Consider the following 18,040-nt stretch of genomic DNA (forward strand, 5'->3'; position numbering starts at 1 on the left):
TAAGTCTTTTATTTTCCTTTTAATATAATATGATTTAGATATAAACATAAGGAGGAAATATTATGAGTTTTCCTAAATTAATGATTGACCTTAAAAAAATAAAAAGAAACATAACTTCTATGCTTAATGAATGCGATAAGCGTGGAGTTGAGTTGGTGGCAGTTGAAAAATTGGTAGCTGGAGATTTACAAGTGGCACAAACTATTGTTGGTGCCGGAGTTACCACTCTTGCCGATTCTAGAATAAAAAATCTTCAAAAGTTAAAAGACATTAATGCTAAGAAAATGCTTTTAAGAATACCTATGCAAAGTGAAATTGATGAATTAGTTAAATGGGTTGATGTTTGTCTGATATCTGAATTAGAAACTATTAAGTTAATAGATCAAAAAGCCACTTCCCCTATCGAAATTATTCTGATGATTGAATCTGGTGATATCCGTGAAGGTCTTCATAATAAAGAAACAATTTTCAAAACGGTTGAAGAAATAACTAAAATGAAATACGTTAAATTAGTGGGTCTAGGGACTAATTTCGCATGTTTTGGAGCAACTATTCCATCTGTTGCTAAAATGCACGATATGGTGGCTTTAAAACGCGAATTAGAAGATACTTTCAAGATTTCAATTCCAACTATTAGTGCCGGTAACTCTTCTCACATTTCTATTTGAGATGATCCAGAAATTCCAAATGAAATTAATCAAATCAGAAGTGGTGCTGCAATCCTAATGGGATTTGGATTAAATGATGAACCAATCCCCTTCTTAGAAATGAACGCTTTCACATTACAAGCCGAAGTTGTAGAAGTTCAAGTTAAACCAAGTGCTAGTTGAGGGCAAAAAGGTCTTGATGCCTTTGGACACGAAAAACACTTCGAAGACATTGGAGATCGTACTAAAGCAATTATTGCAATAGGTCGTCAAGATTGTCCGAATGAAGATATGATACCAGTTGATTCAAATATCCAAGTTTTAGGACAAAGCAGTGATCATACAATCTTAGACATAACCGATTCTAATATCAAATATCGAGTTGGAGACATCATCGAATTTAACTTAGGTTATATTGGAGTTTTAAGTTGTATTACAACAGAGTTTGTTGATACTGATTATAAATAGATAAAAGCCATAGTTTTCTATGGCTTTTTGTTTTTTTAGATGCCTTTTTGGTATTAGTATTGTTTGAAGTGATTTATAATAAATAAAAGAAACAGGAGATTTTATGAAACAAATATTGATCGATATCGGAAATACATCAATTCATGTAAAAGGTTTTGAAGATAAGAATTTCTTTGAACTTTTTAGAATACCAACAACTGAAGCTTGTGATACATTATATGAAAAATTTGATGAAATCGAATTTTCAGAAGTAAATCAAGTGACTTTCAGTTCAGTTGTTCCAAGTTTAGATTCTGATTTAATTAAATATTTCAATTCTAAAGGAATTAAAATTTCAAACATTAAAACTTCTCCTATTTTTAAACAAAACGATTTTGCTTTTAATACCGAATCTTTAGGTCAAGATTTTATTGCTAACTTTTTAGCCATAAAAGAAAAACACAATGACGCGATAATCGTAAGTTTGGGGACAGCCACTACTTTCTCATATATCAAAGGTGGAGTTTTCACAGGAACAATTATAGCTCCAGGAATCAAGAAGAGCTTAGAATCATTAATCTCTAGTGCAGCTAAACTTCAGTCAGCTGATTTTGAAGCTTCTAATTTAACTTATGGACAAAATACAATTGATGCCATTAACATCGGAGCTATCAACAGTCATTGATATATGATTGAAAAAAACATCGAATTACTAAGTGAAGATAAAAATATAAAAGTTATCTTCACTGGTGGGAATGCTAGAATGATTGAAAATTTCATCATTGAAAGAAAGTATGAGATAAATGACAATTTAATATTTGAGGGTTTAAATTATGCAAAGTAGAAAAATAAATTTAATTATAACTGGAGGTATTGGAGCAACCAAGAGTATGCAACTATATTCTCTATTAAACCAAAAATACGACGTTAACGTAATTGTCACAAAATCAGGTGCTAAATTTATTGATGAACAAATCCCTGTAAAAGATCATAATATTTTTGATCACGATAAATATGATGCTCATACTTATGGAGAACACATCAAATTAACAAATGAAGCTGATATCACAATTGTATATCCAGCGACATACAACATAATTGGTAAGGTTGCAAATGGAATAGCTGATGATTTCGCCTCTTTATTATTAGCAGCCTTTCCAAAGCCAATCATTTACTTTCCTTCAATGAACGAGAACATGTATAACAATGATGTAATGAAAAGAAATAAGGATATTATCACTAATTCTAATATGAATATTTGATATGAACCAAAAGTTGGGCGTCTAGCTAGTGGTCATATCGGGATTGGAAGACTACCTGAACCAAATGAAGCGTTTGAATTTGTCACAAGCACCCTATTTAACTTTGATAATCTTTATGACAAAAGAATTTTAATTAACTTAGGGAGAACAAGAAGTTATATTGACAATGTAAGATATATTACAAATGGTTCTAGTGGTAAAATGGGCTCAAGTTTGATAAATATTGCTAAAACATTTACAAACAATATTTCTATTGTTAAAGGAGATACTGATGTATATGTTTCAAACGCGATACCAGTTATTACAAATCAAGAAATGTTTGAAGAAATGAAAATGCAATTTGCTAATTCAGATATTGTAATATGTACAGCAGCTTTATATGATTTTGAAGTTTCTAAAAAACTAAATCATAAAATAAGTAAAGAAGATGGTCTAGATTTGGAATTTACTAAATCAATTGATGTTTTAGAAGAGTTAGGGAAAATGAAAACCAATCAGACGCTTGTTGGTTTTAGTTTAGCTGACGATTATGATTTAGAAAAAGCCTATGCTAAAATGAAAAGAAAAAATATGGATGTATTGATTTTAAATCAAATCTCAGCGATGGGAAACGATAATAATGAAATTATAATTTTAAATAGTAAAGATTCTACTACTAAAAAAATTGATTCAAGTTCTAAGCAGAATATCGCTTTTGAAATTTGAAAATATCTTAATGAATATAAAAAATAACCCAATGATTAACTCATTGGGTTTTATATTATTTTTTATAATGTTTTAAGTACATTTTTCCATCTTCACTTGGAATTCTTCCAGTTCAAGAATCTTGATCCACTTTATTCAATTCATCATTAACTTTGTAAATACGAGCATCTAAGTTATCGAATGTTGATAAAATAATTGCTTCCATAATAGCTGGTTCTTGAGGTGAACCATATTCTTTCTTACCATGACTTGCTAAAATCATGTGTTGTAATAAAGTCAAATCATGATTAATAACTCCATTAGCATCTGTGTAAATACCTTGTTCTTGGGCTAATTTGTTTAACTCAGCATTACCAATACTAATATGTCCTAATAATTTACCTTCTAAACTGTAGTCCACTGCTGTTTCGTCAATAATTTCTACAACTTTACCGATGTCATGTAAAATAGCTCCACAAATCAATAAATTTCAATCGATTGAAGCATATGTATAACTTGGTTTAATGGCTAAACAATTTTTAACTAATGTATAACTATGTCAGAATAATCCTCCAGCTACATTGTGGTGGATTGACATCGCTGCTGGATATGTTAGAAATTGTTTTTCATATTTTTTAATCAATCCAATTGTTAAATTTCTATAAGTGTCGTTTTTAACTTGGTTTAATAATTCCATTAAATTTTCATATTCACGTTCAATGTTAACTGGTGCCACTACGAAGAAATCAGCTTTTGTTAATCCTAAGGCAAACACTTCTTCTTCAGTTAGAATTTTATAATCGTTGATTTTTAATTGTAAAATTCCACGGTATTCATTAGGCGTAATATCTTTGAAATGAATGTATGCATTTGGTTTAATAACCTCTTTATCTTGTTCAGTCACTATTCACTTTCTGGCTTCAACTCTTCCTGTAGTATCAGTTAGATGGATAATCATGTAGTTACTTCCGTTACTTCCAGTTGAAATAATTACTTTTTCAATTCTAGCAATTAATTCAGCACTATTTAAATCAGCTGTAATATCTTTTATTTTTAACATGTTTGCACTTCCTTTTATTTCTTTTATTTTACCTTTTATTTACTCATAAAAAAATAAACCCTCTTGGTTTATTTAATTATCTCTTTGATTTCTTCTAAATATATATCAAGATCATGCATTGCTTGGTTATAAACGTACATTTCATCTTCGGTTTTGCCTGTTCGATCAACAATACCCATATTAGCTTTCATCGGTGAGAATTTTTTAAGTTTTTCATTCGTTACATAATTTGTTAATGCCCCAATTACGCTCGTATTAGGCATTCTCTTAACTTTTCTATTAGTTAATAGACTAAGAACACCAATTGACGCTACAAGCCCACTAGCAGTTGATTCTACATATCCCTCAACACCTGTGATTTGTCCCGCAAAGAAAACATTTTTCTTACGCATAACTTGCATCTTGTGATTCAAGATTTTAGGTGAATTGATATAGTAGTTTTTATGCATAACTCCGTGACGAACAATTTTCAGATTTTGTAGTCCGGGAAGACTTGATAAAATTCTTTGCTGTTCAGGTCATTTCATATTTGTTTGGAAACCAACAAAATTATACAGGGTGTCAATTGCGTTATCTTGACGTAATTGAACTACCGCGTAAGGAGTTTCACCATTTGGCATTTCTAGGTTATTGGGTGATAGAGGTCCATTTAAAAGAACTCTTTTTCCTTGTTTGGCCATTTGTTCAATTGGTTGACATCCACGGAAGAATATTTCTTTTTCAAAATCTTTAGATTCAACTGTTTCAGCATTTATTAATTGTTGATGAAATTCTAAAAATTGATCTTCGTTTAACGGAACACAAATATATTCACCGTCACCTGTATTGTGACGTGAATTTAGATAAACTTGACTAAAATCTATTGAATCTTTTTCTACAATTGGTGCGGAAGCATCCATAAAATACAATTTTTGATTTCCAATCAATCTTTGGATTTCTTGTTTCATGTTATCGGTTGTTAAAGGCCCAGTTGTAATTATAGTAATATCATTTTCATCATCAATAGAATTAACATCTTCATTGATGACTTCGATATTTTCATGATTATGAATTATATTAGTGATATATTCACTAAACCCAATTCTGTCAACAGCCAATGCATCATCACCTGGAATTTGTGTTTCGTATGCCGCTTTAATAATTAAAGAATCTAATTTCACCATTTCTTCTTTAAGAATACCTACAGCATTCTTTTTAGATTTACTTCTTAAGGTATTTGAACATACTAATTCAGCTAAATTTTGTGATTTTTGAACCGGGTTAGGATTAATTGTTTTTGATTCATAAAGTTTTACTTTATGCCCTCTTTTAGCCAATTGATAAGCCACTTCACAACCTGCTAATCCTGCTCCAATAATTTTAATATCTCTCATATGTTCTACCCACTTCTATTACTTAATTATAAAAGAAAAAAAGCCATATGGCTTTTTGTTTTATAAGTATTTTTTTAATGTTTCAACTTTATCAAGTTGTTCTCAACTAAAGTCTGGTTTACCAAAGTGTCCATAAGTTGCTGTTTTTAAGAAAACAGGTTTTCTTAATTCTAATTCTTTGATCATGTTAATAACTGAGAAATCAAAGTTTTCTTCTAGTGCTTTTAAAATCACATCACGAGCAACTTTTTCTGTTCCAAATGTTTCAACAAATATTGAAACTGGTTCAGCAATACCAATTGCATAACTCACTTGAATTTCTAATTTGTCAGCTAATCCAGCCGCTACTAAGTTTTTAGCAGCATAACGTGCCATGTATGCAGCTGTTCTATCAACTTTAGTTGAATCTTTTCCAGAGAATGCTCCACCACCATGGCGAGCATATCCTCCATAAGTATCAACAATAATTTTACGTCCTGTTAAACCAGTATCACCTTGTGGTCCACCGATTACAAAACGTCCTGTTGGATTAATTAAAACTTTAAAGTCTGTATTTAATCCAAAGTCTTTTGCTACCTTGTCCATAATGTTTGTTTTAATGTAAGCTTTAAATTCTGCTTCATTAAAATCTCCATCATGTTGAATTGACATTAATACAGTATCAATTTTAGGATTTGCAGGATCTGTATAATCAACAGTCACTTGAGATTTCATGTCTGGTCTAGCAAATTTGAATTCTCCTGCTTTTCTTAATTTTGTAGCTGTATAAACTAATTCGTGAGATAAAGTGATAGCCAATGGTAAAAATGTTTTAGATTCGTTTGTTGCGTATCCAAACATAATACCTTGATCACCAGCTCCGATTAATTCTTCAGTAATATCAATTCCTAAAGCAATATCGTGTGATTGTTCTTCAACACGGATTTCAATTTTACATGTATCAGCATTGATACCGTAATCATCATTGTTGTATCCGATTTTTCTAAGAACATCTCTAGCAACTTGTTCATAATCAACAGTTGCTGTTGTAGATATTTGTCCACCAATTAATAAATAATTAGTTGTAGCGAAAGTTTCGCATGCTACTTTTGCGTTTGGGTCTTGTTTTAAAACCTCGTCTAAGATGGCGTCAGACACCTGATCACAAATCTTATCCGGATGTCCTTCTGACACCGATTCACTTGTAAATAAATTTCTCATATTTCTTTTGTTTTTCCTTTTACTTTGTGTATTTTACATACCAAAATATTATATCTTAAACGGTATTTAATCTGGGACGTAAAAGTTAAAAAATAAGAAAAATTCGATGCATATAATATTGCATCGAATTTTTATTTACTAAATATAACTTCTGTTCGTAGCTATTATCACGCTGCCAGTTTCACCATAAGAAAACTTTACATTACATGAACCAATAATTGACACATCAAGAGTAACTTCCGCTTGTGCTCTTAACTTATTGCCATCTAATCAAATGTCTATTTTTGAAACATAAGCCAAAACTCTATTATTATCTTCTTCATCAGCAATAAACATCTTATCATTAAATACCAATTCAGGCCTTTCCTTGTTCATTACATATAAATATTGATTTAGATTAATTTTTGATTTCTTTTCTCCATCTTTTTCATAATCTAGTTCAAGTGCTAGAGATTCTTTTTGAAAACTAATAGAGAAATGTTCTAGTATTGTTTCTTTGTCAAAAATATTGACTTCTTCAAAATCAAACACCACTATATCAACTCCAATAGTCTTGCTCGCATCAACATGTTTATCTATCATAACGTTATGTTCTAATTCTATTCTTTCAATTGGATATATTTCGATCACCCTAGACCCTGTAATAATATCTGAATTTGGATTAGCCTTGATTTCGCATTCACCAATTACAGTCGGATCAACATCAATAATTAAATCTTTATCTTTCTCCACTTCTAAACCATAAACACTTAATGTTTCATTTACATTATTTAAGATTTGAGTAATAACTTCATCGCGATCACTATAGTATTTAATATTATCGATTTGGAGAATATCTTGCAAATTAAATTTGTCAACTTTGAATTTTTTAACCACATTCAACACCACCCTTTTAGACGTTTCCAGACCTCTAATCTCAATTTCTCCACCTTTTGAAGTATCTCCGATTATTTCGTAATCTTCACCTAAAACAATTCCGTGAAATATTTCATCTAATTTGGTTTGAATAATATTAATTACATTTTTCATTGAAAATCCAACTCTTCAAGATAAATCTCAATCAATATCTATTACCTTTTTATTCACATAAATCAAAAAGTTGTTCGTTATTAATTTTGAATGTGTTAGTGAAGCAATAGTTATATATGAAGCTTCATAATCGTTTCCTCCCACAACAAATTCATCCACACTTATGAGATTGTCGTTTTTGAATCCAACAAACTCTGAAATGATCTTTCTTATTCTTTTGTATGAAGTCCCATCATTAGACACTTGTCATGGTCCAACTTTAATCTCACCGATATCAACTTTCTCATAAGTAAAAGTTTTTTCACCAGTTAAAATTTTAGAGTTATTCAATGCAACAACTTTTACTTCTTCGCCTTTATTAATATCGCCAACGATTTCATAATCTTCCCCTTCTATAACTTGTATATTTTTGGGAAGCAAAGAACGCATGGAATTTATCACTTTTTGTTTTAAATCGCCAAGGTCTTCGCTGACTCTAACGGTTTCTAGTTCTAAACCATTTATTTCAATTTTGCTTACATCTACAATCAACTTTCCTTCTATTTTATAACTATCCCCAATCACTTTAACTATTATTGGTTCTGATGAACTTGTATCTCCGAAAATCTCATAATCAATTCCTTCGATCAATTCAGAATTTAGTTCGTTTATCATGGTGATAATTGTTGTCTTGATATCGATAAAATTCTGACCCACTTTTGAGATATCAACTTGCAATTCACTTAACCTAACAATATCTTGAACTTCTCATTTAAGATTAACAGTACCTTCATAATTCTTTTTAGAAGAGAGGGTTTTGGTTTCAATGTTCAAATCCAAATCTATCAAAGCTTCTTCAAGATTTTTGTATGATTTTGGATTTAAATTATAAATTTTCGCAATAATGTTTTCTCTGTTTATTTCAGGTTTATACAATTTGCCCACTATTTCAAGTTTAGTAATGACTTCTTCTAGCTTTTCAATATTCTGAATCACATTACCATCATCGTCATCATCTTTTGTTTCGCTGCACGCAACAACACTTAAACCTGTAGATGCAGTTAAGCCTATCGCTAATAACATAGCTAATATTTTTTTAATTTTCACACAAACCTCCTATATCCCTTTAAAACAAAAATAGTTTAACAAGGAAAGGGTTGTTTGTTCTTAATTAGTAATTTATCTAAATACATTTAAACTAATGTGGTTTTTTAATGTTCAAAAAACAAAACAAAAAAGAGGTATAACCCTCTTTTGCTTTATTTATAATGATTTTCAGTTAACTTCGTTGTATTCGATATGTTACCTAATAAGAATTTATCTTGAAAGAATAAACTACTTCAGCTTTCGTCATTGGAGATTGATGGAACAACACAGTAGCTGTTCTTAGAATTTGATAAGCATATTTAGAATTATATTCATCAGGATTTGAATTTAGAACTGCTTCTGCATCCCTTATCGCTTGTTGTAATTTATCAAAATCTTCTTGAGTATGTCTACCTTTTTGGATAGTTTTAACTCTTTCAATTTCATATTTTAATCCATTTAATCATGGTGTATCTGTGCCCATATCTGGAGATTGATAAAAGATAACCATAGCATTTCTTAAATCTTGATATGCAACTTTTGATGCATATTCACTTGGATCAGATTCAAAAACAGCAATAGCCTTCTGTCTACCAGCTTGTAACTTAGTAAATGCTTCAGGATATTTTTTACCTTGAACCATAACACTTGATCTGTCAATTTCATATTTTAGAGCTTCATATCAAGGTCTCTTAGTTCATTCATTGGCACCTTTGTCAACAGAATTATAATATTCAGTTTCTGCAGCTCTTAAAGCCTCAAAAGCAGCTTTGGCTTCAGTTTCATCAGGGTTTTGTGATAATTTATTCTTAGCTTCAGCAATAGCTTCTTTTAATTTATCATATGCTTCTTCAGTCTTTATAGTATTTTCTATACCACTAGCATTTTCAATTTCATATTTAAGAGCATCTAATCAAGGAGTTTTTGTACCCTCATTAGCCCCTTCTTCAGGAGACTTGTAAAACTCTACAATAGCTTCTCTTAAATTTTCAAATGCTGTTTTAGCGTTATCTTCTGAAGGGGTATTTTCGGCATTGGCGATACTTTGAGCTTCTTGTATTGCAGATTTCAACAATGCAAATGCTTCTTCTGTTTTTGTTCCCTTTTCAATATTGTCTGCACTCGCCACTTCATATTTAAGTGCGTCAAATCAAGGATGGAATACATCAGGAGAATTATAGAAAGTGTTAATGACACCTCTTAATTCTTCAAATGCAGTTTTAGCTTCATCTTCTGAAGGATCAGAACTTATAACATCACCTGCAATTTTTAAAGCTTCTTGCAATTTTGCATATTCTTCACTACTTTTGCTTCCTTGTTGGATTGAATTCCCTTGATTAACTTCATAATTAAGAGCGTCAAATCATTGTTTAGGATCTTCAGAATAGCTATAGAATGTGTCGATTGCACCTCTTAATGTTTCAAATGCAGTTTTGGCATCATCTTCTGAAGGAGTAATTTCAGCTTCTGCAATTACTACAGCTTCTTCGATAGCTTTTTTAAGTTCGGCAAATACTTCTTCTGGTTTATTCCCTTGTTCTATTTCTTTTGCGAAACCAATTTCATTTTTTAAAGCTTCGAATCATGTGTGTGTTTCATCGGGAGAATTATAAAAGGCGTCAATTTCACTTCTTAATGCTTCAAATGCAGCCTTAGCCTCATCTTCAGTTGTAATCTCTTTTGCAACTTCAATAGCATTCTTTAAAGTTTGGTATGAAGCTTCATTCTTCAATCCTTGTTGGATTTCTGAAGCATATTGAATTTCGTAGTTAAGAGCATTTAATCAAATAGTTACCACATCTTCAATTTCTTCAGAATTAAAGAATACGTCTTCAGCAGCTCTCAACACTTCGAAAGCTGACTTAGCATCACTCTCAGATGTCACTTTTTTAGCACTTTCAATCGCTTGTTTTAAAGTGTCATGAGCTTCTTGTGTCTTATTCCCTTTTTGAATAGAATCAGAGTATTTGATTTCCTTCGCAAGTAAATCCAATCACGGAGTTTTTGATTCTTGATTTCCGTCTTCATTACTATTAGTTGACCCAGATGTTGCAACAAGAACAACAACAGGTGGTGCTAATACTAAACCAATAGCAGTTAGTGCAATTAATAATTTTTTCATTTTTATCCCCTTCGTCTTCTAACATTCAAATGTTTATAGAGTTCAATTAGTGATTGCTAATTGAAATACCAACACTCTAAAAAATAAAGTGGTAGTTCCTTTGTACTTAAATGAGAATAGAGATGCTTTAATGGCGATTTAGTCAATCCATGACATCTATTAATTTTTGTGCATCAATCCATCACATTTTTTACATAAAATAATAATAAATTAATTAGCTTCCCAATATGAGAGTTTTCACTTTCCAATTAGGAAATAAATACGCTTTTTTATTTATACAATAAAAAAACCTCTTCTAAGAGGGTTAGTTTTATTTAGTAAATAATTTATGCCAACTGAATCCAATTAAGCAATTTGTTCTTTACTGTCTTTATTCGAATGGTCATCAGTTGTATTTAATTTAATATTTCTGAATGAAAATAGAATAGCTATTATAAACACAGTCAACGGTAGAATTATTAATAAATAAATATTTGCAACCATATCAATAGCTAGAGATGTTTTGGAAGATACACCACCAACTAATGAATTATAGAAATCCATATATTTATCTCAACTTATGATGATCTTACCCGCAGGACCCAAAAAGAACCCTTCTTCAATTCCATTTGGCATATTTACCGCTGCATTAATTAACTTTATCGCAACTATAATTAAAACAGATGCTACCAACAATGCTGTGAAGAAAAATATTCATAATTTTACATCCTTGATATTTTTAATTCGAAAGTTTTTTTGGTTTTCATTTATTTTATTTCTTTTCATATTCATCCTTCTTTTATTTATATTTAATATTAAAACCATTCTACTTTAATTTACACGCTCTTGTCAAGATAAAAAAACATTTAAATAATTCCATAAAAAAACAAGGCTGATGCCTTGTTCATGTTGATTTTAAAATATTAGTCGTTAAATCTTTGTTATTAATTATCTCTGTATTCTTTTAATTGCAGTTGCTCTATTAGATTCATTATCAATCGTAATGATTACTCCTTGAACAGTTCCAGCACCTGCAGCTGGTTCAAACCTCGCTGGTAAACCAGTTTTTTCACGATAAATAACTTGTTCTGGTTTTGCTCCAATTATTGAGTTTAAAACCCCAGTCATTCCTAGATCAGTTATGAAAGCTGTTCCCTTTGGTAAAATTCTTTCATCAGCTGTTTGAACGTGAGTATGTGTTCCAACAAATCCTGTAATTATTCCATCATAATTTCAAGCAAAAGCCATCTTTTCAGCTGTTGCTTCAGCATGGAAATCAACTAACAAAATGTCGTAATCTAATTCCATATCTAAGAAATTATCCATGGCTTCATATGGGTTATTTGCAGGATCCATAAAGCTTGTTCCCATTAGGTTAACAACACATATTTTTTTGCCACCTTTATTAATGATTACATAACCTTTACCAGGCATATAAGCATTCATGTTCATGGGTCTTAACAAATCTGGTGTTTGATCAATATAATCTAAAACTGATTTATGTTTGAAGATGTGGTTACCACTAGTGATAACATCAACTCCATTTTTTTTGAAAAAATCATAGTGGTCCTTAATTATTGATTTACCATGAGTTGTATTTTCCCCATTCACAATAACTACATCAACCTGATTATTAATAACTAATTTTTTAATGTGATTTTCAAAGGCATCACGACCTGGTTTGGCATAAACATCACCAATCATCAAAACTTTCATTATAGGTTTTGCTCCAATTTTTCTACAATTTTAATAACCTCTTCGTTATTAGAATTTTTATGTTCATCAATTATTTTTGTTAATTGTTCTCTTTTAGCTTTTAATGCTAATTTTTCTTCTAAATCATAAAGCGATTTAGTTGTTTTCGTAATCGAATCATGAATTGCTGCTTTAGAAATATTAAATTCATCAGCAATTTCTTGAAAAGATAAATCTTCATCAAAATACAATTCAAAATATTCCGCTTGTTTCGGAGTCAATAAATTTTTATATAGATTAAACAATACGGAGATCTCCATTGTTTTTTCATATCCATTAGCCATTTTATTTCCTCCTTTATTTTATTCAACTTCAGTCGTGTCTTCCATGAAACCAGCTGCTAGTCCATATACATATTGTTCTACATCAAATTCGATGATGTCATCAACTTGTTCACCAATTCCCATTAATTTAACAGGGATATTCAATTGATCTTTAATTGCTAATGCAATTCCACCTTTACTTGTCCCATCCATCTTAGTTAAGACAATTCCAGTAACTTTAGTAACTTCACTAAATGATTCTGCTTGTATTACCCCATTTTGACCCGTTGTAGCATCAATTACAAGCAATAACTCATGTGGAGCTGCTTTATCGAATTTATGCACGATTTGGTGCATTTTTTCAAGTTCTTTCATTAAGTTAACTTTGTTTTGTAAACGACCTGCTGTATCAATTAATAATAGGTCATATCCTTCGGCTTGTGCTTTTTCAATTGCATCATAAACAACTGAAGCGGGATCTTGATTATTTTTCTTACCACGAATTAAATCTACAGAATTATCCAAACGAGTTGAAACTCATTCTTCTAATTGTTCAACAGCACCAGCTCTAAATGTATCTCCAGCAGCAATCAAAACTTTCTTACCTTGTTCAGCATAATAGTTAGCAATTTTAGACAATGAAGTAGTTTTACCAGTTCCATTAACTCCAACTACCATGAAGATATTCAGGCGTCCATCTACAAAGTTTAATTTGTAAGCTTTCTTATCTTTTTCAACATATGCATCATATAACTCCTCAATTAGTAATTCTTTGATTTCATTAAAATCAGATGTTTTTCTAGCACGCTTTTGTAAAGCTGTAGAAATTTTAATAACCATCTTCATCCCCATATCAGTCTTAATTAAAAGTTCTTCTAATTCCTCAAAGAAATCATCATCAGCTTCTTTATATTTTTTTGATAATTTCTTAATATCTTTTGAAAAATCCAAAGCTGACTTTAACATTACTTTTTCAGCTTTTTCTTTTTTAACAGCTTCTTTTTGTTTACGTTTTAACTCTTTTTGTTTTTGTTTAATTTCTTTTTTAGTTGGGACAAATTTTTCTTCAACAACTTCAGAAATAGTTTCAATTTCTTCTGGTTGTTCTTCAAAAACTTCCAACTCTTCATTTTTTTGCTCAACTGGAGTTGGAGTGTCTAGGTGAACTGTTTGTCATACCGTTTCATCAAGTTGATCATCGAATGTTTTTTCGAAGTTTTCTTCTATCACTTCAGTATCATTGACCATAATTTCATCAGCAATAACTTCAGGTTGTTCATCAATTATTTCTATTATTTCTTCTTTTATATTTTCAATAGCATCTTTTTTAGACACTTTATCTTTTAATTTAGATCAAAATCCCATAATACTTTACCTCTAACTATATTTATAATTGTATCAATTCTTAATCAATAAAGGACACATCTTAGTATTAGAGTAACAAAAAAAGCCCTTAGGCTTTTAAATTGTCATTTCCATCATTTCTTCTTCAAGTTTTTCTTGAGTATCAATAACTTCTTCGAATTTACCAGTTCTAATAAATGTCACAATTTCTTGTACATTAAATAAGTGATCTCCAGCTCTTTCTAAGTTTTTAACTTGTTTCATAGCTTCAGCAATTTCAACTGCTTCTTCATGAGTTTCAGTTTTTCTGATTTGTTTGATCAAGTAATCGTAAACTGATTTAAATTCTTTATCCAGTTCATGTTCTAGATCTAAAACTGATTCTTTATTATCAACGGCATATTCAACGAATAGACGAGAAATAATATCTAACATATCAATTACAATTTGGAACATTTTAATAATTGAGTTGATGTATTTTTTTGTTGGTTTGTAATTTACAAAGAAACGACAAACGTTTTTTGAATAATCAGCAATTCTTTCAATTTCACGAGAAATTAAAATAGCCCCAACTGCTAAACGTAAGTCTTTAGCAACCATGTTTTGTTTTGCGATTTTTCATAATGCAGTAGAAGTGAACTCATTTTGCATATCATTAATAATACGGTCATGTTCAATAACCATAAGTGCTAAGTTAACATCTCCTGTTTTAACAACTTCGAATGTTTCAGCATATTGAATTTTTGTTTCTTCAATCATTTGTTCGATATCAGATTTAAGTTGTTGTAAATCTCTATCTAAAATTTTGTTGTATGACATATGTGCCCCCCCCTATCCATATCTTCCTGAGATGTAATCTTCAGTACGCTCATCTTTTGGATTTGTAAATAATTTTTTAGTTGTAGAATATTCAACTAACTCACCTTTTAAGAAGTAAGCTGTCATGTCACTAATTCTTGTAGCTTGTGCTAAAGAGTGAGTTACCATAACGATAGTATATTCTTTTTTAAGTTCTAATACCAATTCTTCTACTTTTAAAGTAGCGATTGGATCAAGTGCTGATGTTGGTTCATCCATTAATAAAATTTTTGGATGCATTGCGATTGCTCTAGCAATACATAGACGTTGTTGCTGACCCCCTGATAATCCAAGAGCTGGAGAAGACAACATATCTTTAACTTCTTCCCAAAGAGCTGCTTTTTTTAGAGAATCTTCAACTATTTGATCAAGAACATTAGTATCTTTAACCCCTTGTGATTTAGGACCATAAGCGACATTTTCATAAACACTCAATGGGAATGGGTTAGCTTTTTGGAAAACCATTCCAACTTCAGTTCTAAGTTTTGCTACATCTACACCCGGATCATAAACATTCTTATCAAAAACGCTAATTTCTCCATCTACAACAGCTCCATCAACTAAATCATTCATTCTATTAATAGATCTCAGTAGTGTAGATTTACCACATCCAGAAGGACCAATAAATGTTGTTATTGAGTTTTCTTTAATATTCATGTTGATATTAAATAAAGCTTGTTTTTTACCTTTGTTATAGTAGAAATCAAAATTATTTACTTTAATAACATCATCACGTTTTGATAAAGCAACTTTTTTCTTTTTCTCACCAGTTGTCGCAACAACTGTTAAATCTAAATCTTTAGTACTCATTATTCAGATCCTCCTTTTTTAAGTCTTTTATATTCTTTTCGACGATTTCTTCATGCATTTCAATTCGCTTTTGTAGTTGATGGTTTCAATTTGTAACTTCATTTTGTTTTAAATTCAGTTAGCGCTTTCATTCTTTTTGTTCATCATTTTGCAAATTCAAACTCTTTAAAGTTTTGGAACATTTGTCTAATTCCATAGAACATCGGTGAACGTTTAGCCCCCATTACGGCAGCTGATATTTTTCCAGATGTAAAGTTCAATGTCAATACCAAGATAATTGTTACCAATGACATTAGGTAGGCGATTGATTCTCCACGTCCAGGCCCAGCTTCACTGGCTAACATATATATTCCTGTTGTAAGAGTTGCCCCACTTGATAAGAACCCTTCTGTAGGCATTCTAATAGCAGTTCCTAAAGTTAGATAAACTGGAGCAGATTCCCCAATAATTCTTGCCATTGCTAAAATTGTTCCGGTAATAATACCTTCCATTGAGTTAGGTAGAACAATTTTGAATAAACGTTTAGTTTTACTCATTCCAAGTGCTGCTCCAGCTTCTCTATATGATTGAGGAACTGATGTTAAAGCATCTTCGAAGTTTGAAATAAGCATTGGAAGTATAACAATAGTCATTGTTAGGGCTGCTGCTAAAATACTGAAAGGTAGTTTCATTCAAACAATAAATACTGATAATCCAAAGATACCAAATACAATTGATGGTGTTGAAGCTAATAAGTTAACTGAGAATCGTAAGACCTTAGTTACTTTTGAACCTTTTCTAGCATATTCAGATAGGTAAATTGCAGCTCCCAATGCTAAAGGAATTGCAAATACAAGTGTTGCGACAATTAACAATACTGTCGTGATTAATGCAGAGAATATACCACCTTGACCATTAATACCAATGAAAGCATCAGCATATTGTAATCCACCAAGTCCCCTAAAGGCAACTACACCAATAATTCAGAATGTAAATGAAATAAACAAAGCTGTAGATATTCACATGCATGCTAAAAGAATTGATGAATACATATTTTTAAAAATCTTATTATCAGATTTGTTATTAACCATTTGAACAAGATCATAAGATTCATATCTTACTTTTTCTTTTTTAGATTTAGCTTTTTCTTCTCCAGCTTTAAATCTTGCTTCTTCTCTTGTTGCTTTTCTAGTACGTTTTCAAGCATCATAGTTTGAAATAATTAGGATTGTAATGTTTATGATAAATACCATCAAGAATAAGAATAATCCAATTGCATATAATGCCGCTTCATGGACATCACCTTTATTTTCAAGCATTTCAAGACCGATAGTTGCAGCCAACGTTCTAATTGAAGAGAATAAGAATCCTCCTAAACCTGAATCAGTTACAAAACCACCAGTTGAGTTACCAGCAATCATCATAATAGCCATAGTTTCACCAATCACACGAGCCATACCCATGATAACTGCTGAAATAATTTTGGCTGATGCTGATTTTCTAATAATAGAGAAAGTTGTTTTCTCCTTAGATATCCCTAGCCCTAAAGAGGCGAAACGATATCCTTCCGGAACAGCTTGAACTGCATTATAACTTAATGAAACCATTGTTGGAACAGCCATAAATGCCATTGTTAACCCAGCTACCATTAAGTTATCATTTGTTGGAGCACCCATTAATTTGAATAATGCTCCAACTTGTTCTCTGGCAAATAAACCAAATACTACTGACGGAATACCAGCCAATAATTTAACAATTGTCATAACAACTTTTTGTTGTTTTTTAGACAAGTACTCTGAAATAAATAATGTCGAGAATATTGTCAATGGGATCGCAAATAACATTGCTACCATTAATAACATTAACGTCATTGCTATTATTAATCCGATACCATACTGTCCCTTTTCAGGATCTCAGTTTGGCTTAGTTATAAAATCTCAGAAAGTTGTATTTCCCTCATTGAATAATGGGATAGATTTTAAAATTACAAACCCGATTAAGATCAATAAGATTATCCCGACTATGAAAGTAAAGGCATAAATAATTGATTTAATAACTTGTCCACTTAAAGTAGTTTTAGCTTTTGGATTTTTAAGTTTCGTCGGATAAACTTTAAAGTTTTCTTCAGGACTTTTGTTTGCTTTAGTTTTAAACATATTCCTT

Annotated in this window: 15 protein-coding genes; 3 read left to right on the forward strand and 12 right to left on the reverse strand. The window is 30.9% G+C overall.

What is annotated here, in order from left to right; all coding sequences use genetic code 4:
• Window positions 1–62 precede the first annotated feature (62 nt).
• The 3 genes from G319_RS0100130 (at window position 63) to coaBC (ending at window position 3,088) form a co-directional block, all read left to right on the forward strand.
• On the forward strand, window positions 63–1,115 hold the full coding sequence (locus tag G319_RS0100130) for an alanine racemase (protein WP_026389125.1): 1,053 nt from the start codon (window positions 63–65) through the stop codon (window positions 1,113–1,115).
• A gap of 103 nt (window positions 1,116–1,218) precedes the next feature.
• The gene (locus G319_RS04875) at window positions 1,219–1,938 is read left to right on the forward strand and encodes a type III pantothenate kinase (RefSeq protein ID WP_026389126.1); all 720 of its coding nucleotides are present in this window, start codon (window positions 1,219–1,221) and stop codon (window positions 1,936–1,938) included.
• Window positions 1,928–3,088, forward strand: a complete 1,161-nt coding sequence (gene coaBC / locus G319_RS08685) for a bifunctional phosphopantothenoylcysteine decarboxylase/phosphopantothenate--cysteine ligase CoaBC (RefSeq protein WP_026389127.1) — start codon at window positions 1,928–1,930, stop codon at window positions 3,086–3,088. The genes G319_RS04875 and coaBC overlap by 11 nt, the downstream gene beginning before the upstream one ends.
• 28 nt (window positions 3,089–3,116) lie before the next feature.
• Here the strand turns inward: coaBC and G319_RS0100145 are convergent, their stop codons facing one another.
• The 12 genes from G319_RS0100145 to pstA form a co-directional block, all read right to left on the reverse strand.
• Entirely contained in the window at window positions 3,117–4,100 is a 984-nt protein-coding gene (locus G319_RS0100145) for a 3'-5' exoribonuclease YhaM family protein (protein WP_026389128.1), read from the reverse strand.
• 68 nt (window positions 4,101–4,168) lie between these two features.
• Window positions 4,169–5,473, reverse strand: a complete 1,305-nt coding sequence (gene trmFO, locus G319_RS0100150; protein ID WP_026389129.1) for a methylenetetrahydrofolate--tRNA-(uracil(54)-C(5))-methyltransferase (FADH(2)-oxidizing) TrmFO — start codon at window positions 5,471–5,473, stop codon at window positions 4,169–4,171.
• Between the two features lie 60 nt (window positions 5,474–5,533).
• Window positions 5,534–6,673: a methionine adenosyltransferase gene (gene metK / locus G319_RS0100155; protein WP_026389130.1), complete on the reverse strand. Its 1,140-nt coding sequence runs from the start codon at window positions 6,671–6,673 to the stop codon at window positions 5,534–5,536.
• Between the two features lie 138 nt (window positions 6,674–6,811).
• A complete protein-coding gene (locus G319_RS08690) occupies window positions 6,812–8,788 on the reverse strand; it encodes a hypothetical protein (RefSeq protein WP_026389131.1) in 1,977 nt (658 codons plus the stop codon).
• Window positions 8,789–8,987: 199 nt separating this feature from the next.
• Entirely contained in the window at window positions 8,988–10,889 is a 1,902-nt protein-coding gene (locus G319_RS08695; protein WP_026389132.1) for a hypothetical protein, read from the reverse strand.
• 345 nt (window positions 10,890–11,234) lie between these two features.
• Complete coding sequence (locus tag G319_RS08700) at window positions 11,235–11,654, reverse strand: hypothetical protein (RefSeq protein ID WP_026389133.1); 420 nt, start codon at window positions 11,652–11,654, stop codon at window positions 11,235–11,237.
• Window positions 11,655–11,816: 162 nt separating this feature from the next.
• Window positions 11,817–12,584, reverse strand: a complete 768-nt coding sequence (locus G319_RS0100175; RefSeq protein ID WP_026389134.1) for a TIGR00282 family metallophosphoesterase — start codon at window positions 12,582–12,584, stop codon at window positions 11,817–11,819.
• Window positions 12,584–12,907: a YlxM family DNA-binding protein gene (ylxM, locus tag G319_RS0100180; protein WP_026389135.1), complete on the reverse strand. Its 324-nt coding sequence runs from the start codon at window positions 12,905–12,907 to the stop codon at window positions 12,584–12,586. Before ylxM ends, G319_RS0100175 begins: the two co-directional genes overlap by 1 nt.
• Before the next feature lie 18 nt (window positions 12,908–12,925).
• A complete protein-coding gene (gene ftsY / locus G319_RS0100185) occupies window positions 12,926–14,251 on the reverse strand; it encodes a signal recognition particle-docking protein FtsY (protein WP_026389136.1) in 1,326 nt (441 codons plus the stop codon).
• Between the two features lie 96 nt (window positions 14,252–14,347).
• Window positions 14,348–15,049, reverse strand: coding sequence for a phosphate signaling complex protein PhoU (phoU, locus tag G319_RS0100190; protein ID WP_026389137.1), 702 nt, complete (start codon window positions 15,047–15,049; stop codon window positions 14,348–14,350).
• 12 nt (window positions 15,050–15,061) lie between these two features.
• Entirely contained in the window at window positions 15,062–15,898 is an 837-nt protein-coding gene (gene pstB / locus G319_RS0100195) for a phosphate ABC transporter ATP-binding protein PstB (protein ID WP_035358707.1), read from the reverse strand.
• On the reverse strand, window positions 15,898–18,033 hold the full coding sequence (gene pstA / locus G319_RS04475; protein WP_051350827.1) for a phosphate ABC transporter permease PstA: 2,136 nt from the start codon (window positions 18,031–18,033) through the stop codon (window positions 15,898–15,900). Before pstA ends, pstB begins: the two co-directional genes overlap by 1 nt.
• Window positions 18,034–18,040: the final 7 nt, after the last annotated feature.

Origin of the sequence: Tullyiplasma multilocale ATCC 49900 (assembly GCF_000483165.1) — a bacterium.
Taxonomy (GTDB): Bacteria; Bacillota_I; Bacilli_A; order Mycoplasmatales; family Mycoplasmataceae; genus Tullyiplasma; species Tullyiplasma multilocale.